The organism is Paenibacillus sp. FSL H8-0315, from assembly GCF_038005365.1.
In the GTDB taxonomy this organism is placed as follows: domain Bacteria; phylum Bacillota; class Bacilli; order Paenibacillales; family Paenibacillaceae; genus Paenibacillus_AQ; species Paenibacillus_AQ odorifer.
The window spans coordinates 4,947,135-4,971,826 of the sequence record NZ_JBBOTA010000001.1; the positions used below are offsets into that span (position 1 = coordinate 4,947,135).

21 protein-coding genes are annotated in these 24,692 nt (G+C 44.2%); 19 read left to right on the plus strand and 2 right to left on the minus strand.

Annotation, left to right across the window (positions count from 1 at the left end; translation table 11 throughout):
- Positions 1 to 10 precede the first annotated feature (10 nt).
- From MHB56_RS21520 to MHB56_RS21570, 11 genes are all read left to right on the plus strand, one after another.
- The gene (locus tag MHB56_RS21520) at positions 11 to 991 is read left to right on the plus strand and encodes an N-acetylglucosamine kinase (protein ID WP_076185345.1); all 981 of its coding nucleotides are present in this window, start codon (positions 11 to 13) and stop codon (positions 989 to 991) included.
- 43 nt (positions 992 to 1,034) lie between these two features.
- Positions 1,035 to 2,333, plus strand: coding sequence for a 6-phospho-beta-glucosidase (locus MHB56_RS21525; protein ID WP_341143979.1), 1,299 nt, complete (start codon positions 1,035 to 1,037; stop codon positions 2,331 to 2,333).
- A gap of 24 nt (positions 2,334 to 2,357) precedes the next feature.
- Positions 2,358 to 3,284, plus strand: coding sequence for an ABC transporter permease (locus MHB56_RS21530; RefSeq protein ID WP_076185343.1), 927 nt, complete (start codon positions 2,358 to 2,360; stop codon positions 3,282 to 3,284).
- A gap of 59 nt (positions 3,285 to 3,343) precedes the next feature.
- Positions 3,344 to 4,234, plus strand: a complete 891-nt coding sequence (locus MHB56_RS21535) for a carbohydrate ABC transporter permease (protein WP_076193492.1) — start codon at positions 3,344 to 3,346, stop codon at positions 4,232 to 4,234.
- Between the two features lie 33 nt (positions 4,235 to 4,267).
- Entirely contained in the window at positions 4,268 to 5,914 is a 1,647-nt protein-coding gene (locus MHB56_RS21540) for an extracellular solute-binding protein (RefSeq protein WP_076193489.1), read from the plus strand.
- Positions 5,915 to 5,952: 38 nt separating this feature from the next.
- Positions 5,953 to 7,686 (plus strand): family 10 glycosylhydrolase, encoded by a 1,734-nt coding sequence (locus tag MHB56_RS21545; protein ID WP_341143980.1) that lies wholly within the window; start codon positions 5,953 to 5,955, stop codon positions 7,684 to 7,686.
- Between the two features lie 266 nt (positions 7,687 to 7,952).
- Entirely contained in the window at positions 7,953 to 9,236 is a 1,284-nt protein-coding gene (locus tag MHB56_RS21550; RefSeq protein ID WP_341143981.1) for a DUF1963 domain-containing protein, read from the plus strand.
- 122 nt (positions 9,237 to 9,358) lie between these two features.
- The gene (locus MHB56_RS21555; protein WP_036675798.1) at positions 9,359 to 9,688 is read left to right on the plus strand and encodes a PadR family transcriptional regulator; all 330 of its coding nucleotides are present in this window, start codon (positions 9,359 to 9,361) and stop codon (positions 9,686 to 9,688) included.
- A gap of 14 nt (positions 9,689 to 9,702) precedes the next feature.
- Positions 9,703 to 10,569: a pentapeptide repeat-containing protein gene (locus MHB56_RS21560; RefSeq protein WP_076125280.1), complete on the plus strand. Its 867-nt coding sequence runs from the start codon at positions 9,703 to 9,705 to the stop codon at positions 10,567 to 10,569.
- A 76-nt stretch (positions 10,570 to 10,645) separates the two neighbouring features.
- Entirely contained in the window at positions 10,646 to 11,404 is a 759-nt protein-coding gene (locus MHB56_RS21565) for an ABC transporter ATP-binding protein (RefSeq protein ID WP_076308015.1), read from the plus strand.
- Positions 11,405 to 12,175, plus strand: coding sequence for an ABC transporter permease (locus MHB56_RS21570; protein ID WP_341143982.1), 771 nt, complete (start codon positions 11,405 to 11,407; stop codon positions 12,173 to 12,175).
- A gap of 65 nt (positions 12,176 to 12,240) precedes the next feature.
- On the opposite strand, the gene MHB56_RS21575 is transcribed toward MHB56_RS21570, so the two are convergent.
- Positions 12,241 to 14,172, minus strand: coding sequence for an ATP-dependent DNA helicase (locus tag MHB56_RS21575; protein ID WP_256717227.1), 1,932 nt, complete (start codon positions 14,170 to 14,172; stop codon positions 12,241 to 12,243).
- A gap of 291 nt (positions 14,173 to 14,463) precedes the next feature.
- Here MHB56_RS21575 and MHB56_RS21580 point away from each other — a divergent pair, with 291 nt between their 5' ends.
- The 8 genes from MHB56_RS21580 to MHB56_RS21615 all read left to right on the plus strand — a co-directional run bounded on the left by MHB56_RS21580 (position 14,464) and on the right by MHB56_RS21615 (position 21,808).
- Complete coding sequence (locus MHB56_RS21580; RefSeq protein WP_076125275.1) at positions 14,464 to 15,645, plus strand: sensor histidine kinase; 1,182 nt, start codon at positions 14,464 to 14,466, stop codon at positions 15,643 to 15,645.
- 182 nt (positions 15,646 to 15,827) lie between these two features.
- The gene (locus MHB56_RS21585; protein WP_076185335.1) at positions 15,828 to 16,274 is read left to right on the plus strand and encodes a V4R domain-containing protein; all 447 of its coding nucleotides are present in this window, start codon (positions 15,828 to 15,830) and stop codon (positions 16,272 to 16,274) included.
- A gap of 148 nt (positions 16,275 to 16,422) precedes the next feature.
- Positions 16,423 to 17,682: an MFS transporter gene (locus MHB56_RS21590; protein ID WP_076098890.1), complete on the plus strand. Its 1,260-nt coding sequence runs from the start codon at positions 16,423 to 16,425 to the stop codon at positions 17,680 to 17,682.
- Positions 17,679 to 18,983 (plus strand): alkaline phosphatase family protein, encoded by a 1,305-nt coding sequence (locus tag MHB56_RS21595; protein WP_341143983.1) that lies wholly within the window; start codon positions 17,679 to 17,681, stop codon positions 18,981 to 18,983. The genes MHB56_RS21590 and MHB56_RS21595 overlap by 4 nt, the downstream gene beginning before the upstream one ends.
- Positions 18,984 to 19,011: 28 nt before the next feature.
- On the plus strand, positions 19,012 to 19,884 hold the full coding sequence (locus MHB56_RS21600; protein WP_248547737.1) for a YitT family protein: 873 nt from the start codon (positions 19,012 to 19,014) through the stop codon (positions 19,882 to 19,884).
- Positions 19,885 to 20,051: 167 nt separating this feature from the next.
- A complete protein-coding gene (locus MHB56_RS21605) occupies positions 20,052 to 21,140 on the plus strand; it encodes a nucleotidyltransferase domain-containing protein (protein ID WP_341143984.1) in 1,089 nt (362 codons plus the stop codon).
- A 130-nt stretch (positions 21,141 to 21,270) separates the two neighbouring features.
- A complete protein-coding gene (locus tag MHB56_RS21610) occupies positions 21,271 to 21,597 on the plus strand; it encodes a DUF6442 family protein (protein WP_076185332.1) in 327 nt (108 codons plus the stop codon).
- Position 21,598: 1 nt separating this feature from the next.
- Complete coding sequence (locus MHB56_RS21615) at positions 21,599 to 21,808, plus strand: helix-turn-helix transcriptional regulator (protein ID WP_076125269.1); 210 nt, start codon at positions 21,599 to 21,601, stop codon at positions 21,806 to 21,808.
- A gap of 104 nt (positions 21,809 to 21,912) precedes the next feature.
- Here the strand turns inward: MHB56_RS21615 and MHB56_RS21620 are convergent, their stop codons facing one another.
- On the minus strand, positions 21,913 to 24,585 hold the full coding sequence (locus MHB56_RS21620) for a cation-translocating P-type ATPase (RefSeq protein ID WP_341143985.1): 2,673 nt from the start codon (positions 24,583 to 24,585) through the stop codon (positions 21,913 to 21,915).
- Positions 24,586 to 24,692 lie beyond the last annotated feature (107 nt).

Consider the following 24,692-nt stretch of genomic DNA (forward strand, 5'->3'; position numbering starts at 1 on the left):
GAAATCATCCGTGAAGTATTTTTTGGGAGTTGATGCAGGAGGCAGTAAAACCCACGCAATGATTGCAGATGAACAAGGGAAGGTCATCGGAGTTGGCAAGGGTGGGATCGGAAATCATCAAATAAACCGTGAGCAGGCGGTGAACAGTTTGCAGCAGGCCATATCGGAAGCAATTATGGCGTCAGGGCTGACCAAGGATCAGCTGGATTACTCCTGGTTCGGCTTAGCGGGAGCGGACAGAGAGGCTGATTTCCGGATTTTGCGACCGATCATCAGCAGCTTTGATCTTCCCCAAACTGAGATTTCCTGCGACACCTGGATTGCCTTGCGGTCAGGTACAGAGAAGAACTATGGGATCGTGCTGATTTGCGGATCAGGCGTGAACTGTAGTGGTAAAAATCCGTTGGGTGCTACATACCAATGTGGTGGATTCGGCTACCGGTTCGGGGATTATGGCGGTGGCTATGATTTAAGTATTGAGGTATTCCGTAGCGTCCTTCGGGCGGATGAGGGAAGAGAGAAGGAGACGGTCCTAACCGAACGCTTAACGGAATTGTTGGGCTATTCCAATGTTTCGGAGCTAAGAGAGGATTACCTGGATCATTTCAGAGACCTGCCTCCCCATATTGCTGAACTATTGTTTCAAGCGGCAGAGGAAGGGGACCAGGTTGCCACCGAGCTGCTGGTCAAGCAAGGGGATGAGCTGGGTTTGGCCGCGGCATCGGCCATCCAGCGCTTGGGCATGGAGGAGGACTTCTTCGACATCGTACTTGCAGGCAGCCTGCTGACAAAGGGAGACCGCTCAGGCATCATCCGGCGGGCCATTGAGAGAAGAGTGAAGTTGTCGGCTCCGAATGGCACTTTAAGGATTTTGACCCGGGAGCCGGTTGTAGGATCGGTCGTTCTGGCTATGGAAAGCAGCGGTATGCGTGTAGATCAGAAGGTTCTAGATAATCTATCACAGGGGAAAGTACTGAACACAATAGGCTAGTTTTTATAAGACCAAAATGAAAAAGATGAAGGAAGGGTCTATCATGGAGGAAACATTGAAGCTGGTTGTCATCGGAGCGGGATCATCGTATACGCCTGAGCTTATTGAAGGCATCATCCTGCATCACCAAGAGCTTCCCATTCGCGAAGTATGGCTGGTGGATATTGAGGAGGGAAGGGAGAAGCTGCATACGATTGCAGAACTGAGCAAACGCATGATTGCTGAGTCCGGACTGCCGATTACCGTGGTCCAGACGCTTGAGCGCAGGGAAGCCATTGCCGGAGCGGACTTTGTATGTACGCAAATCCGGGTAGGCATGCTGGAAGCGCGCAAATGGGATGAATTAATTCCGCTTCAATACAATGTCATCGGCCAGGAGACTACAGGTCCCGGAGGGATGATGAAAGGCCTACGGACTATCCCGGTCATTCTGGATATTTGCAAAGACATTGAGGAGCTGGCTCCGGATGCCTGGTTGCTGAATTTTACGAATCCGGCCGGTATGGTGACTGAAGCTGTTCACAAATACTCATCGGTAAAAAGCGTAGGCCTGTGCAACTCGCCGATCGGTTTTCAAAAGTGGCTCTCCGAGTTCTTCGGACTTCCTATGGAGAAAATCTACGCGGAGTTTGTCGGCATCAACCATCTGCACTGGGTATCCGATATCGTGATTGACGGTAAAAGCAAGCTGCAGGAGCTCATTGATTACCCGCAGAGCTACAAGGCGAGCAATGTGCCGTTTGATTCCTGGGACTACCGGTTTCTGAATGCTTTGAAAGCGATTCCCTCTTATTACCTGAGCTATTACTATATGACGGACGCGATGCTTGCGGAACAGAAGGAAGCAGCAGCAACGACTGGATCGCGCGCTGAGGTAGTGAAGAAGGTGGAGGAAGAGCTGTTTGAACTGTACCGGAACGTAGAGCTGAAGGAAAAGCCCAAGCAGTTGGAACAGCGCGGCGGAGCCTACTACTCGGAGGCGGCAGTGCTGCTGATGCGCTCCATTTATAATGATTCCCGCGATATCCAGACGTTGAATGTAAGGAATAACGGAATGATTGACTTCTTGCCGGACGATGCCTCTATTGAGGTGAACTGTATGGTAACCAAGCAAGGCCCGCTGCCGATTCCGCTGCGTATAATTCCTCAGCCCATCAAAGGCTTGCTGGCCGCGGTCAAGCAATACGAGTGCCTAACCATCGAGGCGGCTGTGTACGGAGACCGGGATATAGCCCTACAGGCTATGGTTCATCATCCGCTCGTGCCTTCGGTCACCGTAGCTGAACAACTGCTGGATGAAATGCTGGAGAAGAACAAATCGTTGTTGCCGTTGTTTCACTAGAATCGTCCAGAGGAGGAAAAGCGGATGAACACGGCCGAGAAACCGCGTAGATGGAAGAAATTTATCAGTCAATTGGATTTGCAGTCCATGGTTTGGCCGGGAATTATCTTTGTATTCATTTTTAGCTACATTCCGATGTATGGCGTGGTTATGGCATTCCAGCAATACGATATTTTTGGCGGCATTATGAAGAGCCCCTGGGTTGGATTTATGCATTTCAGAATGTTCTTCGAGGCGCCGGAGTTCTGGAATGTGATGCGAAATACCCTTGTGATTAGCTTGCTTAAATTGATTATCTCTTTTCCTGCCCCGATTCTTCTTGCACTGATGCTGAATGAAATCGGGAATATGGGCTTTAAACGGATTATCCAGACCGTCAGCTATTTACCTTATTTCCTGTCCTGGGTTATTGTATCCGGTTTTGTATTTTCGCTGTTATCCGTTGATAACGGAACGGTGAACTATTTGCTGGAGCGATTCAATTTGGTAGGGGAGCCAGTTAACTTCCTGGCGTTACCCAAATACTTTTGGTCGATTCTAGTAAGCGTAAATGTATGGAAAGAGGTCGGATTCGGGAGCATTGTCTACCTGGCCGCGATTGCAGGTATTGATCCAACCCTATATGAGGCCGCTTCTATAGATGGAGCAAGCCGGTTTAAGCAAATTCACTTGATTACACTCCCCAGCATTACCCCCATTATCATTATCTTTATGATTCTTGCCATCGGCAGTCTGCTCAGTGCGGGCTTCGAGGACATTTTGCTGCTGGCAACCAATCCAATTCTGCGACCCTACTCCGATGTTATCGACACCTATGTGTACCGTGTTGGGATTTTAAATGCCAGATTCTCTTATGCGACAGCTGTAGGGCTATTCAAGGCGGTGATCAGTGTCATTCTGCTAGTGACGGCCAACAAAATCGCTCGCCGGGCAGATGTTAGTCTCTGGTAGTACTACTACTCATAGCGAATGCTTCCGATGCTCCATAAACCTTTTAGGAGGAGTGAACAATGAGACTAAGCCTAGGCGACAAAATCATGCAGCGGAGTATTTATACCCTTTTGACGCTGCTGGCGTTACTCATGCTATACCCGTTTTGGAATGCGTTGGTCATTTCCTTTAATCTAGGGAGCGATACGGCGCTCGGCGGTGTAACCTTGTTACCGAGAGCTTTTACCCTGGAAAATTATTATATTGTGTTTCAGGATCAACGCCTGCTGAATTCTTTTCTGATCACCATTCTTAGAACGTTAAGCGGCACGGCATTGTCTGTCTTTTTCACGGCACTGTTAGCCTACGGAATGTCCAAGAAGACATTGCTTTTTCGAAAACAATATATGGTGTTCTTCATGATTACGATGTTCTTCAGTGGAGGGCTCATCCCTAGTTATTTACTAGTTCGCTCTTTGGGTATGCTGGACACCTTTTGGGTGCTGATTATCCCCGGCATCATCAGTGTCTGGAACATGATTGTCATCCGCACCTTCTTCCATGCTCTGCCGGATGGTTTGGAGGAATCTGCCAAAATCGACGGCAGCAGCAACTACGGCATTTTTTTCCGAATCGTCATTCCGGTCTCCGGCCCGGTGCTGGCCACGATTGCCTTATTCACCGCAGTAGGTTATTGGAATGACTGGTTTACGGGAGCGATCTATATTACAAAGGATCACTTGCTCCCTATACAGACCCTGCTGCGCCAGATTATGAACTCCAACATCATGACCCAAATTGGCTCATCGAATGCTATCGCGCTGGATCATATGAACCGGAATCGGACGATTACCACGAAGTCACTGACTATGGCTACGATGATGATCGCTACCATTCCAATTATCCTGACGTATCCTTTTCTCCAAAAGTACTTTGTTAAGGGCGTAATGATTGGTTCGATGAAAGAATAGCAGTCTCCATATTATGTAGAAAGAAGGGAAAAGATGCGCAATCGTATGAAATGGGTATCTCTTTTGCTGACTTCACTGGTGCTTCTTCTGGCTGCCTGTAGCGGAGGAGGAAATTCTAACACTTCACCAAACACAAGCGAGAAAAATCTGAATACTGAGGCCGCCACAGATGACGGCAGCGGGATCAAGCCCGTCACCTTCAGCTTCTATGGAAACTATGACTGGCTTACGACATCACCCTGGGGGGATAATGAGGCGACAAAATGGATTCAGGAGAACCGTAAGGTTACTGTTGAACCCATACAATCCGGAGGAGCGGCCGGAGAAAAGCTCAACACGATGATCGTCGGCGGTGATTTACCGGATGTCATTTTTACTGACCGGGGATCCTCAGTGGAGCGGCTGGTGCAGGCAGGACAACTCGTTGCGCTGGATGATTACTATGAGAAGTATCCGAACTTCAAGAAATATGTGAAGGAATCCACCCTGAATTTGCTCCGTTCAGAAGACGGGAAAATCTATCAAATCCCGAACTGGTATACATCCGGGCAATTCGGCAACGGCGGATGGATGGTGAATAAAGATATTTATAACGAACTCGGCAGACCGGTGCTGGAGACCTTTGATGATTTGTATCAATATTTGCTTAAGGTGCAAGAAAAGTATCCGGATGTAGTACCTCTGGAGGTTGGGGAGAAGGGGGCAGGTCTGGAAATTATGTATGGTGGTTTTAAGGAGAACTCCACCAGTAAGTTTATTTCACTCATGGGATATCCGGATGGCGACAAGCTGTCATCTATCTTGGACGATCCCGCTTACGAGGAGATGGTACTTTATATTAATAAGCTGTATCGTGAACGGCTGATTACGCAGGATGCACTGCAGCAAACCCAGGATGCGGTCAAAGAAAAGGTCAATACCAACCGGGTAGCAGTCATGGTCGAATCCAATATCACTACGTATGGAGCCGAGGGACACCGGGCACTGACAGCGAATAATCCGGACAGCGGTTATGAGATTATATGGCCGATTCATAAATCCGGACTAGACAAAACACGAGTGTTTGTAAGCGGCTTTGAGACGCTGGGTTGGAACGTTAATGTCATTACGAAAAAGGCCAAGGATCCAGAGGCCATCTTCGCTTATTTTGACTGGATTACGGGTCCGGAGGGGCAGAAGGTGCTTTTCTTCGGTCCTAAAGGCTTGTACTGGGATGAAGAGGATGCGGACGGAGCTCCAATCCCGAACGAGAAATACAAGACGACTCCTGCTAACGAGCGTACGGAAACGATGCGGAAATTCGAGGACTTTAACTGGGCGGGAAATACGACCTTTATTGATACGGCGAAAATGAGCCTCGAGGCGCTGCTTTCCGCGAACCAGAAATCCTGGGAGACCGTGGCGCAGTCCACGGTGACCTGGAAAACCGCGTTGGATATCACAGAGTTTGTAAATACCGATCCGATTCCGGATACGGAGATCGGCATCATCGCACAGAATATCGGGGATATTTATACCCTTGCTTACGCCCAGATGGTTCAGGCGAAGTCGGATGAAGCGGTGCTGTCGGCGCTAAAGACAGCTAAAAAGAACACCGAAAAAGCGGGGCTTGCTAAGCTGCTTGAATTCAGAACCGAAAAATGGCAGGAAAATGTTAAGAAAATCAACGCGACGAAATAAGACTATTTATAAAATCTTATAATTGTGGAGGCGAGATTATGGCATTTGCGTTGAGATCGAGGTTCATAGCACTGTTAAGCATCGTGTTGGTTTCTTCGATAGCCGGTGGTTCCGTTCCTGTTATGGCCGAAGAGGAGAGTAACCCCCCTTTCGAAACGGAAGTTATTGTACGGACCGTAAACCAGTTTAAGAACATGGCGGATGTCCAGAATTTCATCGCGCTCTCTACAAGCTATGGCGTTGATGTTATTAGCATGAACGTGAAGCAGGATGAAGATGATGAGGTTCCGTCTGGAAGTGTATTTTATCAGAGTGATATCGCACCAATTGCCCAAGGCTACCAGAATTTCGATGCCCTGCAGGCTGTCATTACGGCAGCCCATGCTGCAGGAATCAAGGTTCATGCCTGGATTCCGCAGTTCCATGATCAGCAGGCTTTCCTGGAGCACGATGAATGGCAGATGCAGGCGCTGGTTGACGGGGTTCAGACACCGTTTACAGGTTCTAACGGCAACGAATACTTCGTCAATCCGATTCACCATGAAGTGCAGGAGTATGAGCGTTCCATTATTCAGGAAGTAATCGAGAATTATGATGTGGATGGCGTTGTGCTGGATTGGATCCGCTTCGACAATTACAACATGGACGTCAGTGATTACACGGCCCTGAAGTATCAGGCGCAGTTCGGGTATTCACCGCTCAGCATTGACTTCGAGACAGATTCGCCTCAGCGTGAGCAGTGGAATGAATGGAGAACCGAACAAATCGGACAGTATGTGGGCGATATCCGTCAGGATATCACACAGTCCTCGAAGCCGGATGTGCAGCTCGGCGTGTATATTTTGCCGCCAGAATTCATTGAAGTTGGGCAGAATGTAGCCAAATTCAAGGATGATATCGACTTTGTTGCACCAATGGCGTACTTTGATGACTGGGAGTTCAACAGTGATTGGGTATACAGCACTTCCTACGGAATCCTGAAGGATACGAGCGACCGGATTAGCGGCAGTGACGTGGAAATTGTTGCGACGCTGGATAATGACTGGACAGATGATCAATATCAGGAGATTTACAAGGGAATCCGCGAGAATTATCCAGGTGTGAAGCGTCTGTCGTTCTTTGCTTACGGGGCCTGGCCAGAAGATGAGCTAGCCAATATCAAAGAACGTGAAACCTGGCCTACGCCAGGCTGGACGCCTCCGGTAGAACAAGACTATCCGGCTCAATTACCAGCAGGGTGGAAGGCGCGAAATATTGGTTCCATGCCGGGGAACGTTACCTACAATTCTTCCAATAAGCAATTTACACTCAGCAGCAGCTCTACGGATATCTGGGGAAATGGAGATCAACTGAATTATATATACCAATCCGTGCGGGGCGATGCGGAGATTATTGTTAAAGTGCAGTCCACTAGCCGATTGGACGGCTGGGCCAAGGCCGGCATTATGATTCGGGAGTCGCTGGGTCATAATTCGAAGCACGCAGATATGATGCTTACCCCCGAAAATGGGGCCACCTTCCAGTATCGTGCAGAGACTGCGGGCAATATGGTTGATCAGACTGCGGCTGCCTCGGCTCCAAGATGGCTAAAGCTGACCCGAAGTGGAAATACCTTCAAAGGGGCTATTTCGACGAACGGGAATAACTGGCAAACGGTCGGAACTGTTCAGATTCCGATGAACCGCAAGGTGTACATTGGCATAGCACTTAGCAATCCCGGGGATGACTCGAGGAATAAGGCTGTGTTTGGAAATGTGAAGATTACGGATTAAGCCTAATACAAGGGCACCGGTTCTTCTTTATCCGGGGGAGTTTTCGTTTATCAGGTTAACCAGAAATATTTGGTTGACCTTTTTTTGTTTCCGTTTAAGGTGATGGTGGGGGATATATCCAATTGAAATCTGAAATGAATTTAAAGCTGCTAAATCCGGTGGTATATTTAATGCAGCTAATTCTATAATATAGCTAATTCTATAATGCAGTTTAGCTTATTAATAATAGTCTTTGAGAATAACTTATACAGAATAGGAGAGATACGATGAGCGAGCGTATACCCTGCCAAACCTCAGGCTGCAAGGGAAGCATACTTCCTGCAACTGCTTTAAAGACGGGGGGAATCTGCATGCCCTGTCATCAAAGGAAGCTTGCGCTGGAGCAAAAGGCTTATATTGAACAAAATCGAAAAGACATTGATTTGTACGCAGGTGTGAATGATCCGGTTGAAATTCTTAAAATCATGCACAAACCGCGGAGATGGAGCCCGCTTGAACACGAAATCTCCTATCACAAAACCGCGCAAGAATTGTATCGTCAACTGACTGAAAGCGAAAGGGAGGGATTGGAATCCTACGCCATTGAATTGATGGAAGAAGATGATTTTGACCAGGCTGAGGCTATTTTACTGTCGCTTATATGTTTTTCAAGTGCGTTCATTGAACGGGGGCTGGAGGTTTTTTTTCACAAAGGGAAGTATTATCCCGGTATTCTCTATAAAGAAGCTGGTCAGGAGATCCGCGATATGATCATTCATCAGTTAGAGCATGACTCGGAAAACCGTAATCATTTGCTGCTTGCATTGGCCTGGATTGGCGATAAAGAGGTTGTACGGCAGTTCGAGACATGGCGGCAGCATCCGCCTCGATGGACATCGGAGTTAAATGTGGCTCCGGAAACCTATGCTCACGAAGCAGGATGGGAATTAGATCCCGACGGTGGGAAAAGGCTGCTCTTTTACCCCGAGAGTTATCATTTTGAAGTAAACAGGGACGGAAAAAATGGGCTGGATCGGGATCATACGGCGGTAGTGGCGCTGCAGGAGGGTGAGCATTCCTGCCCTTGGTGTGGCGGTAAATTGACAGTGCTGTTTGATTACGATTTGCAGAATCCACTGGTTCAATTTATGAAGCTTTCCGGCCAGCGGTTAAGGGTTGCAGCTTGCATGCATTGTAATTGTTATGGCACCGTGTTTATGAAAGCGGAGCTGGATGGCCAATATTCGTGGAGTGAATATAATACCGTTCCTGATTTTTTGCCTGCAAATGAAGACAGGGAAGAAATAGCATGGCATGCCATGCAGCTATCGGAACGGCAGATGGGAACCTATGAAAATTCGTATTGGATGCTTGAGGCGCCTGCGTCGCAGATTGGAGGACATCCGGCTTGGATTCAGGATGCGGAATATCCTGTGTGCCCTTGCTGTTCGACGACGATGAAGTTTATTGCCCAAATGGACATGGAACAGGCCGAGGACAGCGAGGGGATTTATTATGCATTTTTGTGTGAGGGTTGCCGGCAGGTAGCTGTGAATTACCAGCAGACTTAAAAGAGAAAAATGCTGCCTTAGACAACTAAGGACGGCATTTTTTTATTTTGTATAAACATGATGATCAAAGTACCTTGACTGTCACAGTAGTATGATATACAATGCGATTATGAGGTGATGAAATGAGTGAGAACAAAATCACATCCGATCTGCTGCGAGGGCATACCGATACGATGGTATTACGGCTCTTGTCCGAAGCCGATCGTTATGGATATGAAATCGTCAAATTGATTGCTGAGCGTTCCGGAGGCGAGTATGAATTAAAAGAAGCTACGATGTACTCCAGCGTCCGGCGGCTTGAGGCAGACGGTGACATTGAATGGTATTGGGGGGATGAGTCTCAGGGGGGACGACGGAAGTATTTTCGGATTACCGAGAAGGGGAAAGCTGTTTACGCCAATAACAAGACTAATTGGGAGTACGCAAAACGTGTGCTTGAAAACTTATTATAAGGAGACTTGATAATATGAATGAGAAATTAAACATGTATTTAAATGGCGTATTCGCACCCTATGACGGGATAAAAAGCGTTGCTGAATTAAAGAGTGACCTCCTTTCCGATTTGCAGGAGCGGTTCAGTGAACTCAAGGCTGAAGGCAAGGATGATGAAACGGCGTTTAAGATGACGATAGACAGCATCGGCGACATTGAACAGACGGTGCAGGAGGTTGCCAATCTCTCCCGTTCACTTGAGCGGCAGGTGGTGACGAGCTTTAGGGCGAGCAACTTATCGAAGAGTGATTTTGCAGGCGTTACCGCCCATAAAGGGGATTTTAAAGTGAGCGCGTTGCGGGGTTCCGATTTTACAGGCGCAGACTTGACCGGCAGTTCTTTCGCGGGCAGTGACGTTGGCGAGGCCAAGTTCGACAGCGCTAATCTGACCGACTGCAATCTGTCCGGCATTGAACTGGCAAATGCGAGCTTTCACAAATCTATTCTTGTTCGCACCAACTTTAGCTCATCAGGACTTACAGGGGCGAAATTTATCAGTGCAAGACTGACCGACGTCAAGCTGTGTACGACTGATCTCACGAAAACAATCTTTGAGAACTGTATCTTTGACGGTGTGGAATTTAAAACCTCTGATCTGCGGGGATTATGTTTTGACGGCCAGACCTTTATCGGGGTCAAGTTTGAAAAGTCGGCGCTGAACGATATTTCGTTTAGAGGTGCGACGTTAAAAAATGTGTCATTCCTCTCCGGGTTTTCGTTATCCAAGAAGTTTTATCGTGCAATCAAAACGATCAACTTTGACGGTGCAATGATGGATAAGTTGACCTTCGCTGCGCTCAAAGGCATGGAAGCTGATTTGACAAAGGTTACAGTCCTATAAGCCTGAGCTTCCGAAGTGAGTTTTGCGGGGAGAATTCCATGAAGATATGCTAACAAAACCTTGAGGAGGGAATGCAATGAACAAGTCCATTAAAGTGGTTGGGTTGGAAAAGTCCTACAGACAGCTTCAAGTTTTAAAGGGGGTGGATTTTGAAGTGGAGCAGGGCAGCGTTTTTGCTCTGCTGGGCTCCAATGGTGCAGGCAAGACCACCATTGTCAAAATCCTCACCACTTTGCTGAATCAAGATGGCGGGACTGCTGCAGTGAACGGATTTGATGTCGCCACAAAGCCTGATTATGTACGCCAGTCCATCAGCCTGACGGGTCAATTTGCTGCCGTGGATGAGATTCTGAGCGGCCGGGAAAATCTGATCATGATTGCGAGGCTCCGCCATGAGAAGCGTCCGCGTCAAGTTGCGGACGATCTGCTGGAACGCTTCACTTTGACCGCTGCCGCGGATCGCAAGGTATCCACTTATTCAGGCGGGATGCGCCGGAGATTAGATCTCGCGATGAGTCTTGTTGGAAAACCGCAGATTATTTTCCTCGACGAACCAACCACTGGACTTGATCCTGAGGCAAGGATGGATGTATGGAAGATGGTTAAGGAGCTTGCCGACGGCGGTACGACTGTCTTTTTGACGACGCAGTATTTGGAAGAGGCAGAGCAGCTTGCTGATCAAATCGCCATTCTACATGAAGGTAAAATTATTGCGAGCGGTACACTCGAAGAACTAAAAAAGCGTTTTCCGCCCGCAAAAGTTGAGTACATTGAAAAGCAGCCGACGCTGGAGGAAATATTCCTCGCAATCATCGGCAAAAAGGAGGGAAAGTAAATGGAAATGATTAAGAAGCACTTTTTCAGTGACATGAGTGTAATGCTCGGACGCTCTATGCGCCATATTCTCCGCAGTATGGATACCATCATCACGGTAACTATCATGCCAATTGCATTTATGCTGTTGTTTGTTTACGTGTTCGGTGGGGCCATCCAGGCGGGTACGGATAACTATGTGAATTATTTATTGCCCGGGATCATACTGATCGCTATTGCAAGTGGTGTAACTTATACGGCTTACCGCCTGTTTAATGATGTGCAAAAAGGGATTTTTCAGAGATTCCATTCTATGCCGATTGCACGTTCTACCCTGCTGTGGGGACATGTGCTGACCTCCCTGATATCCAATGCGATTTCAGTTAGCGTCATCATTCTTGTTGCATTGATTATGGGGTTTCGTTCATCGGCAGGAGTGCTCTCATGCCTGGCGGTTGCCGGCATCCTGATATTGTTTACGCTGACTCTAACTTGGGTCGCAGCAATTGCTGGACTATCCGCAAAATCGGTGGACGGCGCGACTGCTTTTTCCTACCCGATTATTTTCCTTCCTTTCATCAGCTCGGCCTTTGTGCCTACCGAATCGATGCCGCCAGTCGTTCGCGCCTTTGCTGAAAACCAACCCGTTACATCTATAGTAGAGGCGGTTCGCTCCCTCCTGATGGGGCAGCCTGTTGGCAATGATATTTGGGGAGCCATCATATGGTGCATAGCCATTCTAGTAGTTGCTTATTTAATAGCGATGCGGGTATACAAACATAAAGTAGTTTAATTGCAGATAACGTTATAGGGTTTAGAAGCGACTTGTCTGCGGATGGGTTGCTTTTTTTCATCTCTCTACGTATCGCTAAGCTGTATCCCTTTTTCTTTCACAAACTTCTCCAGAACCTTGAAATCCTCAGTAACCTTTTTAAAAGGTAAGGCTTCCAGTACCTGATCCCGGTAATCCTTTTTGGCGGCAATGGACAGGCGGGAATCGAGTATGCTGAGTACACCCAGATCAGTTTCACTGCGGATCAGGCGCCCGGTTCCTTGTCTTAACCGAAGCAGCATGTCCGGTACAAAAACCTCTTTCAAGGGATTCTTTGCCATCGAAGTCTTATATTCATAGACAGGATCGGCAGGAACAGGGAAAGGCAGACGGAAAATGATTAACTGCGACAAATCGGAACCTTCGATATTCACACCTTCCCAGAATACACCGGTACTAAGTAGAACGCCTTTACTGCCCCGAAAGTCAGCGATCACCCCGTCCTGGGACGAACCTTCCCTTTGAACATGCAATGCCCATGCCAGCTTCTCAGAGTTTAATTTCTTATGAATATACTTCATATCCTCTTTAGCTGAAAAAAGAACCAATGTCCGCCCGTCTGTTAAATTACAGAGCCTCATCATTTCCTTGTATGCCGCTTCAAGATAATCTTCCCGCCGCTGATGGTTATAGTAGGGGATGTCCTTGGCAATATACAGCATGGTGTGGTTGTCATAATCAAACGGTGAAGCTTGGCGCTCCATATAATCTCCCCTGTAACCGAGGGACTCAGTGAGATAAGCGTATTGTTCCTCCAGCGTTTCTCCGTTTTGACACATCGTTGCTGACGTTAAAATAACAGAGGTTTTCCCGTTAAATAAGGTATATTTCAGAAACTGGCTTATCCCTTTAGGGCAGATACTAAGGGTACTCTCCCGCTGGGTATTGCTTGCCCAGATCAGATAGTTATCCTCTACTCCGGCGAGTACATCAAAGAGGTCGATAAGTCCGTTCATGGCTTCGAAAATATTGTCAATCTCCCGCTCATGCCGTGAAGTTAAGACGGAAAGGCTGAGATTAAAATCTTTTAAAACCTGAGCTGCTCGTCTTAAGGGGATTCCTGTGATCTGCGATATTTTTATACGGTCATTGTCCTGCTTGGCTGTTTGCAGTAAGTCTGCCTCTACTTGTTTAAAAATATGGCCAACGCATCTTTTTATAAATTTAAATTGCGGCATAAGCTCCGTATCGGCAGATTGTTTGAAGAGAATCTGTAAGGCGTCATCCAGAATACGGCAGGTTCCCCGGTTTGTAAATTCGAGCGTTCTTGCATCTCTAACCTTCGCTTCCAGATTATGAGCTTCATCAATTACGATCAGAGCCGGCCGTTCAGTGATTAACCCCTTCGTTCCTTCCTTTTTCTTAATTAAATCACGGATGAGCAGATCCTGGTTTACGATAATAAAATCCATGTCGCTCGCGTTGGCATTAATTTTAGCTCTCATTTCATAAAACGTACATGTACTTTTATAATGGCAACGTTCAAATTTGCAATCATTCACACAAACGTTAGACCATACTGCATCACTAACCCCGCCCTTAATATCCGCCCGCTCATCAATTTCATAATTCACAATCTGTTGAGCAAGCGCAGACAGAGGGGTGTTTGAATCATCCGCTTGGAACAGATCTGCTGCCCTATACCGGCAAGCATACTGCCCCATGCCTTTTCCAACTACCGAACGTACCCTTGTAAATCCGAGCCGACTTCCGATGAATCTCAGATCTTTATGTATTTGTTCTGAAAGTTGTATGGAGGATGTCGCAATAATAACCGGTTGCCTTGAGATTTGGTTAATAAGCAGGCTGGGAATGAGGTAGGCAAAGGACTTGCCGATGCCGACTCCAGCTTCAATCATCGCGTTACGACCATTAATATAGGCATCAGCGATATCTAGAGACATATCCTGCTGGCCGATCCGCTCTTTAAGTCCAATCCTGGGAAATTTATCATACATGCGAAAGATAGCATTGACTAAAGAGGGCTCGATGTCCTTCTTTAGCTCCTGCTTCTGTAATTTGTAGAGATCACTTAACCAGCTAATGACGACCGCCCCTTTTCAAAATCAATGATCTTCCTAATTATAGTTTTTTTGGTTTTTTGGTGAGGTTGTAATTATCTTCGATGCCACTCTAACAGTCAAGTCCAGAATATAATATGATGATTAAAACAAAGTGAATTACTGTGTTTTTGAAGCAGGAAAATATACACATATCTTGAATACAAACTACAAAGAAGGAGGATGACAATGTCATACAAAGAAAATGAATTGCGTTCGTCATTAATCTTAGCAGTTCCAATCATTTTAAACAGGCATTATCATTCCATGACTATGAAAAACATCGAATTCTCCTGGTTTGTAGAGACGCATAAGGAATTGTTAGATTCATCATTCAGTACGATATTAATGAGTATGGTAGAAGCCTTGTTTTTTGATTCTTTTGGTTACGATCAATACTTAAACCTGCTAGAAAAAGAGGGGGCTGAGCAAGGGGTTTATACTGCAGAAATATTCGGTGATCATTTTGATATTTTACTTGATATGAGCAAGGATTTAAATTTAACCGCTCAGAATATTATGTTTAAGATCATTGAAGAGTTTGTAGATGATTCCGCGATCCGATTGTTTTTTTATAATCGTTTAATGGAATGCAACTGGACCCGTTTTACTGGCTTTGCACAAGGTTATTTGTCTAATAAAAATCAACAGATTGACAATTTACATGAACAAAAAATTGCTGTTATGGGACAAATGGCAGCAGGAATGGCGCATGAAATAAGAAATCCGCTAGCTTCGATTAAAGGTTTTGCTCAGCTTGTAAATATCAGGCTAAATGAGCCGGAGATCAAAGCGGATGAATTGCGTGCATATCTGGATATCACCATCAAAGAGATTGATGCTCTGAATGGATTAGTAACGGATTTTCTAATACTGGCTCGAAAAGGTGACAGTACGAAAAATAACGGCGTAGTATTTAACGTTATGGAGGTTATACATAGAGTTAATAACATTGTGAATCAACTCATACTTAGTGATGATATTATACTTTCAGTAGAGTGCTCTTTAGAAAAAGTACTAACGTTTGGAAGCGCCTCTCAGCTAGAGCAGGTAATTCTTAATATTTTGAAAAATAGTATCGATTCCTTCACAGCTTTTAGAGGCAGAATAGATATTTCTGTTACCACAGCTGCTGAGACAAACGAAATTATTCTACTCTTTAAAGACAACGGAGAAGGAATTCCACAGGATAAATTAAAACGGATATTTGACCCTTTCTTTACTACCAAGCAAAAAGGAACAGGGATTGGATTATCGATTTGTAAACAATTAATTGAAATGTATGGGGGGCATATTAAGGTAGATTCAGAGGTTCAGGTTGGAACTAGCGTGAGGGTTATTTTGCCTTGGGTTTATGATTATCATATTTGAGATGCTGCTGCAGCTAATGAATGAAGGAGTGACTTGCCAACAGGGAAGTTGCTTTTTTTGTTATGGTTCTACAAAAAATCAGGATGTGCGTAAGATCACAAAGCAATTATTGGATACGTTTATACTCAATATATCAATTAAATTTGAAATATATATTACATAAGCAATTGGAGGCTACTGGCATGGATCAATTTACTTTTACAGATATGAAAAAAATAAAGAGAAAAAATTTAGGTAATGTCGTACCTTTAGAGCTTTTCAGAACGATTAGACTTATTGGTTTATATCAAGCGTTACCCATGAATGGTAAGGGTACAACGTTGACTATAGGAAGAAAAATTGGGGAAGAATTTGGTGTTACCTCGGTTAATGAACTATTCGAGTTATTCGAACAATTGAAGATAGGGATTCCTATAATAACCCATGAAGATGACAAGGGGATGACGATTGCAGTACACGATTGTTTCTGCGAAGGGTTACCTATTATGGAAGGGAAAATGGTTTGTGACCTGGAGGGGGCCATTATCGAAGGAGCACTTACTAAAATTCGTGGAAAGCGGGTTTCCGTCCGGGAAATAAAATGTAATGTTAATGGGGATGAATATTGCGAATATATCGTCAAATATTAAATTCATATATAAAAGCGAGTAAGCGACCTTTCAATTTTAAAAGGTCGTTTTTTTATGAAGAAGTTGTGATGTAATTAACATTCATTTAACATGGCTCTTATGCTGAAATGATATAACAGTTACAAATAGGTGAAAAGGTGGCTGTTAGATGAAACTTAGCAAAGAGGAAAAATCATGGATTTTATATGACTGCGGGAATTCAGCCTATTCGATGGCGGTTACAACTGCATTATTGCCTATTGTATTTGGCATGTTTTCAAATGTTAACAGCAGCATGGATTTAGGGTACTTTAACTCCATTGCTAGTATTCTTGTGGCTATCCTTAGTCCGATTTTAGGCACGATCGCAGATTACAAGGATAAGAAAAAGCGCTTTTTCTTATTTTTCTCTTTGATCGGTGTGCTGGCTACGGCTTCGTTGGCATTCGTTGCACCTGCGAGCGGGCAGTGGCAGTTATTGATTGTGTTTTACATCCTGTCTGTCATAGGTTTTGCCGGAGCCAATATTTTTTATGACTCTTTTCTTGTGGATATAACCACTGATGAAAGGATGGATAAGGTATCCACAAAAGGTTTTGCTTATGGATATATCGCCAGCGTCATTCCATTTGGCATCAGCCTGCTATTGATTCTGTTTATGGGGATGGATAAGTCGATCGGTTATCAGATTGGGTTTATCATTACTGCTCTTTGGTGGGGGCTGTTGACCATACCCATGATCAGAGATGTGAAGCAGAGATATTATATTGAGCCTGAACCAAGACCTGTAATCAACAGCTTTAAAAGACTGGGGGACACCTTTAGGAATGTTAGACAGCATAAAGTTGTATTTGTTTTCTTAATTGCGTACTTTCTTTATATTGATGGGGTAGATACGATTATTAAAATGGTGGTGCCCTATGCCACATCGGTTCTGGGTGCGGATGCTTTTGACACCTTTACCTTACTGGGGATATTATTAGTTATCCAGATTATCGCTTTTCCTTGTGCAATCCTGTATGGTAATCTCGCCAAAAAATACTCCGCCAGGACTTTGATCATCGTGGGGATTGTTACATATATCATTTCCTGCATCGCAGCTTTTTTTATCACTTCAGTGTGGCATATATTTATTCTAGGTGCGCTAATTGGTTCCGCTCAGGGAGGCATTCAGGCGCTCAGCAGGTCTTATTATGCGAAGATCATTCCAAAGGAGAATTCCAATGAATTCTTTGGTTTTTACAATATTTTTGGCAAGTTCGCGGCCATTGTTGGTCCTGCTGTAATGTCTTTAACAACAACCTTAACAGGTAATGCTAAATTTAGTATTTTAGCGATTATCCCACTTTTTATTATTGGATTATTCGTATTTATAACTTTACCTAAAGAGCAGCCTGAACATGACGAACCTAAGGGGCTTATTCTATGAAGTCAATTAAAGCACAAACCGTTATGGCCAAGCATTTGATCGTCATCTCTTACGATGCCTTTTCAGAAGACCACTGGGCATTGGCCAGCCTGCTTCCAAACTTAGCGGAATTAATTAAAAACGGAGCCCACAGCCATAAATTGAAAAGTGTGTATCCCACGCTCACATATGTAGTGCACACCACCATAGCAACCGGTGTATATCCGGATAAGCATGGCATCCATCACAACAATCCGTTTCAGCCCTTTATTAAGGAAGAGGAGCAGAATTGGTTCTGGTTTAGAAATGCGATCAAGGTGCCAACGATTTACGATGTTGCGCGCGAGCATAAGATGAGCACCGCCGGAATCCTATGGCCAGTATCGGGTAAATCCTCCATCCAATACAATATACCTGAAATCAGAGCCATCAAAAACGAAAATCAGGCACTGAAGATATTAAAAAGCGGAAGCCCCTTATACTGCGTGGATATGGAGCTGAAATATGGCCGGATCCGCAAAGGGATTGAGCAGCCCTATCTGGATGACTTCACGACCAAATGTGCTATAGACACGATTAAGCGCAAAAAACCTAATCTTCTATTGATGCATCTGATCGACCTGGATGATGCCAAACATGCTTATGGAACTGACAGTGACGAAGTGAAGCAGGTAATCACACGTATGGATAAAAGGTTAGGCGATATTATGCAGGCAGTGGATGAAGCGGGGATAAAGGATGATACGATTTTTTTAATTTTGGGGGACCATGGCCAGTTTAATGTTAGGTACAAGGTGCATTTAAACAACCTTTTGCAGGAAAAGGGCCTGATCTATGAAGAGAACGGCGAAATGAAGTGGAGAGCTTACTTTCAGTGTGGGGGTGGAGCGGCTTACTTGCATATCCGGCAGGGCGATGAAGAAGCTGAGCAAATAGCATTAGCTGTTATTGGAGATAATATGAGAGATGAATCCTCAGGTATAGAGAAATTGTATGCTAGAGATGAACTGGATTATTTTCATGTGGGCCAAACCACAAAGTATATGCTTGAGGCTAAGAGAGGTTATTGTTTCGACGAAAGTATGGATGAACCAACGATTGTTGATTTGGACAAACAAGGCGTTAAATTTGCCACGCATGGCTATTCTCCTGATAAAGACGGCTATAGATGCAACTTGGTTGTCTCCGGGGAAAAGATTAGAAATGGGCATCATATAGGGGACATCGAAATGGTAGATATAGCCCCCACGATGGCAAAGATTTTAGGGATTGATTTTAATCCAGGTGACGGAAGACCTTTAGAGGAAATTTTTATGGACTAAATTAAGCAATGTGAAACGGAGAAATTCAATGATTGAAACGCGAAAACAGAAATCAAATAAACTCAAGATATTCTCAAAAGTATTCATGATTATTATTGGGGCGCTAATAGCTGCCTATGGTCTAGAATCCGTATTGATACCCAACAACGTCTCAGATGGAGGTGTCACAGGTCTAAGCATCGTTGGCTCTGAACTGTTTGGCTTACCGCTAGGGCTGCTAATTGGCATAATTAATATCCCTTTTGTATGGCTAGGGTATAAGCAAATTGGTAAAAGCTTTGCTCTTTACTCCGTTATCGGTATTGCTTCACTGGCTGTTGGCACTAGTCTTATGCATCATGTACCGACGATTATAGAAGGTGATACCTTATTAATTACCGTTGTTGGCGGGATTATTATCGGTTTTGGTATGGGTTTAGCCTTACGTAATGGTGGAGCATTAGATGGGATAGATATGTTAGCTGTCTTACTTTCACGAAAATTACCTTTTGGGACCAGTGATTTAATCTTATTTCTAAACATGTTTGTCTTTATTGTTGTTTCAACAGTATTTGGCCTACAAGGGGCTATTCTATCAGCGCTTGCTTATTTTATTGCTTCTAAGGTCATTCATATTATTGAAGAAGGTTTGAGTGGCTCTAAAACGTTTAAAATCATCACCATTCAACCGGAAATCATGGTCGAGACTATTCGTGACCGATTGGGTCGTGGAGCAACTTATACAGATGCTTATGGCGGCTACTCCAATGAACAATTCAAAGAAATTACTTGTGTCATTAACCGTCTGGAAGAAAGTAAAATAAAAGATATTATTCGTGAAATTGACCCGAATGCCTTTGTAGTAGTCTACGATGTTGCAGAAGTTAAGGGCGGCAGTTTCAAAAAGAAAAATATTCACTAATGACTATAAATCGCGTTGGAGAGAAGCTAATTATGCTCTTACCAGCGCGTTTTTTGTTTTCTTTGAAGGAGAGGAAGGGCTTGGTACAGATTTAATATAATTAAAGTTGGAATACTTACTCTAACAACATGCTTATACAATAGAATTAATAAGGTTGGAGAGGGGACATGGATATGGATGCTGTTCATAAAGAAAAGATCTTAATCAAAAATGAAAAGCTTATTAGCATGGTCATTGAACGGGCTAAGAGAGATTTTTCTGATGATATTGCAATTATTGGGCTTACAGGTTCTTTTAGTACTGGGGATTTTCATGAAAAAAGCGATCTTGATCTAATCATAATTAATAACACAGAGCAGGGCTGGGGAATATCTTCGTGTTTTATTTTGGATGATATTGGATACGATCTATATTGTACGCCATGGGAAACAAGGATAGAAGATCAAGCCAATCTCGAGAGTCCAATGATTTCATGTCTGGTGGATTTACAGGTGTTATACTGTGCAAAACCCGAATATTTGGAAAGGCTAAATTTATATAAACAGAGAGCACTCGATGCTCTGGCAATGCCTATAGGGAAAGAATGTATCAGTAGAGCGAAAAAGTGTATAGACATAGCAAAACAGGAATATGCGAATACATTACTTTCTGAAGATATAGGAGCAGTAAGATATGCTTCAAGCGAAGTTTTATACAATTTGTTAAATGCGCTAACTCATTTGAACAATACTTATTTCAAACGGGGAATGAAAAGATATTTGGAGGAAATAGCTACGTACCGTTATGTTCCTGATGATTTTGAAAAGAAATATATGGCTGTGATAGAGGCGAAGACTATCGATGAAATCAGAAGTGCAGCATATAAGTCCCTTAGAAACATCAACGATCTATATAATAAAATGTATAAGGATTTTGTAGTGCAGCCAGTCCCAAGCTATGATAATCTTGGCGGAACTTATGAGGAATTATGGTGCAACTACCGCAATAAGATTATAGCAAGTGTAGAATCGGGTGATAGATCGTATGCGTATCTAGCAGCAATGGGCATACAAGGTTTTCTTGATGAAATGACAGAATGGAAGGGAACCAAAAAGTTTGCTATCATGCAGTATTTTGATTCTGACCATCTTCAAGTCTTTAAAAATGAGTTTCTGAAGGTCATGGATGAATATCTGGAGGAATACAACAAGGTAGGCAGGAAAGTCGAACGATACAATACTTTCGAGCAATTATATAACGAATATATGAAGGTATAGAAAATAGCTCACTACCAATCTTTGGATTGGAGTGGGCTATTTTTTTATTTGACAAGAAAACTTGGCGTATTATAATAATGATGACAAGAAAACTTGTCATCATCTTTTCAATTTGAAAGGAGAAATTTTTATGAAAAAGGAAGAAATATTAGAAAAAAGCCGAAATGAAAAAGGAGACGAAGGAAAAGAATTTGTATTTGCTAAAGGTAGAAAAAGCGGATTCATTGGAATGTTGATTGTATTTTGCATTCTGAGTGTCTTCAATTTATATAATCATAGTCAGGAAACAAATTTTGCATTAAAAGCTATGATAGCTATGTTTTTTGGATATTTGGGCTTTGAAGGACTTGGAATGTATTCTGTAACTAAGAAGAAGATGGATTTACTCAAATTCATTTTAGGATTAATTATAAGTGTTTATTTTTTGTTTATTTACTTTTATGGAATGAGTGATTAGTATGAGTGAACATTTGGTTTTAAAAAATAAACTGCGCGAAGCAAGAACAGAACAAAAATTATCGCAAGCACAATTGGCAGAAATGGTGGGTGTCTCAAGAAATACTATAAGCTCGATTGAAACCGGACAGTTTAACCCTACTGCAAAATTGGCTTTGATTTTATGTATTGCGTTGGATAAAAAATTCGAAGAATTATTTTATTTTGATTAAAATCAATAGAAGCTTTTCTAGGTTTAACTCTAGATGTCAGAAAAACAGCGATACTCCATCATTGGAGAATCGCTGTTTTGTCTTTTCGGTCGATTATAGCTTACTCAGGAATTTACAGGGTTCTGTTCAACAGATTTGGGTGTAAAAGCTCTTCGAACAACCTTCGTTAATTCCATTAGGATGAGGGAGCCGAGGGCTAAGCCTGCTGCAACCAGCCACTCTGACATTCCAAATGAAGCCGGAATCGAGAAGATTTCTCTAACCCCTGGCAGAACTGCAATGCCGTAAAAGGCAAAGCAGACCAGAACGGCTCCGATGACGTATTTGTTGCTGAAAAGCCCAGCTTCAATAGCAGTTTGACTGTTCGAACGGGCGGCAAAGGTCTGCAACGTACGAGACAAGATCAGGGTTGTGAATGCCATAGCTACGCCCATATCAGGCGAATCCTGAAGTCCGATATACAGGGATATGATTACAGCTATACCTATGAGTAGACCACGAGTGACAATGGCCTGCATCATTCCTCCTGCGAATATTCCTTCCTTGAGCTCTCTTGGTTTTCTGTTCATCACATTAGGTTCAGGTTTTTCCATCCCGAGAGCAATGGCGGGCAGAGAATCATTCGCCAGATTGATGAATAGAAGCTGAATCGCTGTGAAAGGATTAATCCAGTTGAAAATAAGGGCAAAGAGGATGGCGATAATTGCACCCAGGTTACCTGAGAACAAATAGGCGATCGCTTTTTTGATATTGTCAAATACCGTTCTGCCCACAGATACAGCATTGACAATAGATACAAAATTATCATCGGTCAAAATCATGGCAGCCGCATCTTTGGCAACATCGGTTCCACTGCCCATGGCAACTCCGATATCTGCTTGTTTCAAAGCAGGCGCGTCATTTACACCATCACCGGTCATGGCTGTTATTTTGCCTTTCCGCTGCCACGCGCGGACAATTCTGATCTTATTCTCCGGGGAGACACGGGCGTACACACCGATCTGTTCGAGTTTTTGATCAAGTTCCTTGTCAGACATGGCATCGAGTTCTTGGCCGGTTACGGCAATTTCATTCTCAGTCATCAGACCGATATCGCGGCCGATCGCTTGTGCGGTTGTCTTATGATCACCGGTAATCATGATGGTTCGGATGCCAGCCTTCTGAGACTCTGCGATCGCGCCGTAGACAGCTTCCCGAGGTGGATCAATCATAGCTGTCAAACCTACGAGCACCAGATTTTGTTCATCCTCTAATCCGACTTCAGTAACCGTATTTGGTACGGTTTTGTAGGCATAGGCAAGTACACGTAGTGCTCTGCTGGAGAACTCCTCATTGGCTTCGAAGAAGCGTTCAAGAACTTCTGGTGTCATCGGTACTTCTTTTCCACTTAACAGTACATGCGAGCATAGACCAAAGAGCACATCGGGCCCACCTTTAGTAATCATTGCTTTTTGCCCGTTAAAAGTATGCAAGGTCGTCATCAGCTTGCGATCCGAGTCAAAAGGTAGCTCGGCTTCGCGCGGGAAATTATCGCGTATTTCCTTATAATCTTTATTCTTGCTGTTGCTGAAGGCAATAAGCGCTACCTCTGTAGGATCACCCAGCTCTTTACCATCCTCATTAATGTTAGAGTCGTTGCAGAGCACAGCAATATGCAGGAGCCGCCGGGCTTCTTCAGACCATTCTTCAGGCGCTTGATTGAATTGATCACGATCCCCTTCTGGCAAAAAGTAATCTACAACAGTCATTTTATTCTGGGTGAGGGTACCGGTTTTATCTGTACAGATGACACTGGTTGACCCAAGGGCTTCGACAGCGGGCAGCTTACGAATAATCGCATGTTGCTTAGCCATCTTATTAGTACCTACGGATAGGACAATGGTTACTATTGAGGAAAGAGCTTCGGGAATCGCAGCAACTGCCACAGCGACTGCAAACATTAACGCATTCAGGATAGCTTCTGTTGTATCCACAGTATCATTCGACAACCAAACACGTCCGGCCTGGATGGCAAAGATTACAATGGACAGGAGTATAATTGCTACCCCCAGCTGCTTGCTGAATGTTTCGAGCTTGCGCTGCAGCGGCGTTTGCTTGGCTTCGGCGCTTTCAATGAGTTCAGCAATTTTACCGATTTCGGTAGTGAGTGCAGTTCCCGTTACTACCAGGGTTCCGCGGCCATATACAACTAGTGAGCCGCTGAACGCCATATTACGCCGGTCTCCAAGCGGAGATTCTTTCGCGATGATATTCGTATGCTTTTCCACAGCTTCGGATTCTCCGGTTAGCATACCCTCATTTATTTTTAAGCTTTCCGATTCTATAATCCGGCCATCGGCGGGTACGAAATCGCCGGCTTCCAGCCATACGATATCACCGCGAACAAGTTCCCTTGCCGGGACGGTTTTTAATTCTCCATCACGCAGCACTTTGGCCTCGGGTGCTGACATCTGCTGCAAGGCATCAAGTGAACTCTCCGCTTTACGGGTCTGGATGACACTTATAACTGCATTGAGAATCAACACGAGGAAAATAATAAGCGACTCCATAACTTGTCCCATAACAATCTGGACAATGGCCGCTATAAGCAGTACGACTACCATAGGGTCTTTGAAGTTTTCAAGAAAAAGCTTCCAAACAGGATCTTTTTTCTTTCCTTTTAATTCGTTAAAACCATAATCTTTCAGACGTTTGTCGACTTCTGCCGAAGTAAGCCCGTTAGCTGAACTCTGAACATCCTGTAAACTGTCGGCTACATTGTTGCGGTAATATTCCACTAATGATAGCTCCTCTCTGCTGTGCTGTGTCTTTGTTCTTAAAAATTACGGTTCAAGCCGGGACAAGTTTCAAAATATCGAGCTGCCGAAACTGTTTTTACATTATA

Coding starts and splice junctions, on each gene's coding strand:
- MHB56_RS21525 (WP_341143979.1), top strand. CDS start 1,035: ATGGAGGAAACATTGAAGCTGGTTGTCATCGGAGCGGGATCATCGTAT.
- MHB56_RS21530 (WP_076185343.1), top strand. CDS start 2,358: ATGAACACGGCCGAGAAACCGCGTAGATGGAAGAAATTTATCAGTCAA.
- MHB56_RS21535 (WP_076193492.1), top strand. CDS start 3,344: ATGAGACTAAGCCTAGGCGACAAAATCATGCAGCGGAGTATTTATACC.
- MHB56_RS21540 (WP_076193489.1), top strand. CDS start 4,268: ATGCGCAATCGTATGAAATGGGTATCTCTTTTGCTGACTTCACTGGTG.
- MHB56_RS21545 (WP_341143980.1), top strand. CDS start 5,953: ATGGCATTTGCGTTGAGATCGAGGTTCATAGCACTGTTAAGCATCGTG.
- MHB56_RS21550 (WP_341143981.1), top strand. CDS start 7,953: ATGAGCGAGCGTATACCCTGCCAAACCTCAGGCTGCAAGGGAAGCATA.
- MHB56_RS21555 (WP_036675798.1), top strand. CDS start 9,359: ATGAGTGAGAACAAAATCACATCCGATCTGCTGCGAGGGCATACCGAT.
- MHB56_RS21560 (WP_076125280.1), top strand. CDS start 9,703: ATGAATGAGAAATTAAACATGTATTTAAATGGCGTATTCGCACCCTAT.
- MHB56_RS21565 (WP_076308015.1), top strand. CDS start 10,646: ATGAACAAGTCCATTAAAGTGGTTGGGTTGGAAAAGTCCTACAGACAG.
- MHB56_RS21570 (WP_341143982.1), top strand. CDS start 11,405: ATGGAAATGATTAAGAAGCACTTTTTCAGTGACATGAGTGTAATGCTC.
- MHB56_RS21575 (WP_256717227.1), bottom strand. CDS start 14,172: ATGTATGATAAATTTCCCAGGATTGGACTTAAAGAGCGGATCGGCCAG.
- MHB56_RS21580 (WP_076125275.1), top strand. CDS start 14,464: ATGTCATACAAAGAAAATGAATTGCGTTCGTCATTAATCTTAGCAGTT.
- MHB56_RS21585 (WP_076185335.1), top strand. CDS start 15,828: ATGGATCAATTTACTTTTACAGATATGAAAAAAATAAAGAGAAAAAAT.
- MHB56_RS21590 (WP_076098890.1), top strand. CDS start 16,423: ATGAAACTTAGCAAAGAGGAAAAATCATGGATTTTATATGACTGCGGG.
- MHB56_RS21595 (WP_341143983.1), top strand. CDS start 17,679: ATGAAGTCAATTAAAGCACAAACCGTTATGGCCAAGCATTTGATCGTC.
- MHB56_RS21600 (WP_248547737.1), top strand. CDS start 19,012: ATGATTGAAACGCGAAAACAGAAATCAAATAAACTCAAGATATTCTCA.
- MHB56_RS21605 (WP_341143984.1), top strand. CDS start 20,052: ATGGATATGGATGCTGTTCATAAAGAAAAGATCTTAATCAAAAATGAA.
- MHB56_RS21610 (WP_076185332.1), top strand. CDS start 21,271: ATGAAAAAGGAAGAAATATTAGAAAAAAGCCGAAATGAAAAAGGAGAC.
- MHB56_RS21615 (WP_076125269.1), top strand. CDS start 21,599: ATGAGTGAACATTTGGTTTTAAAAAATAAACTGCGCGAAGCAAGAACA.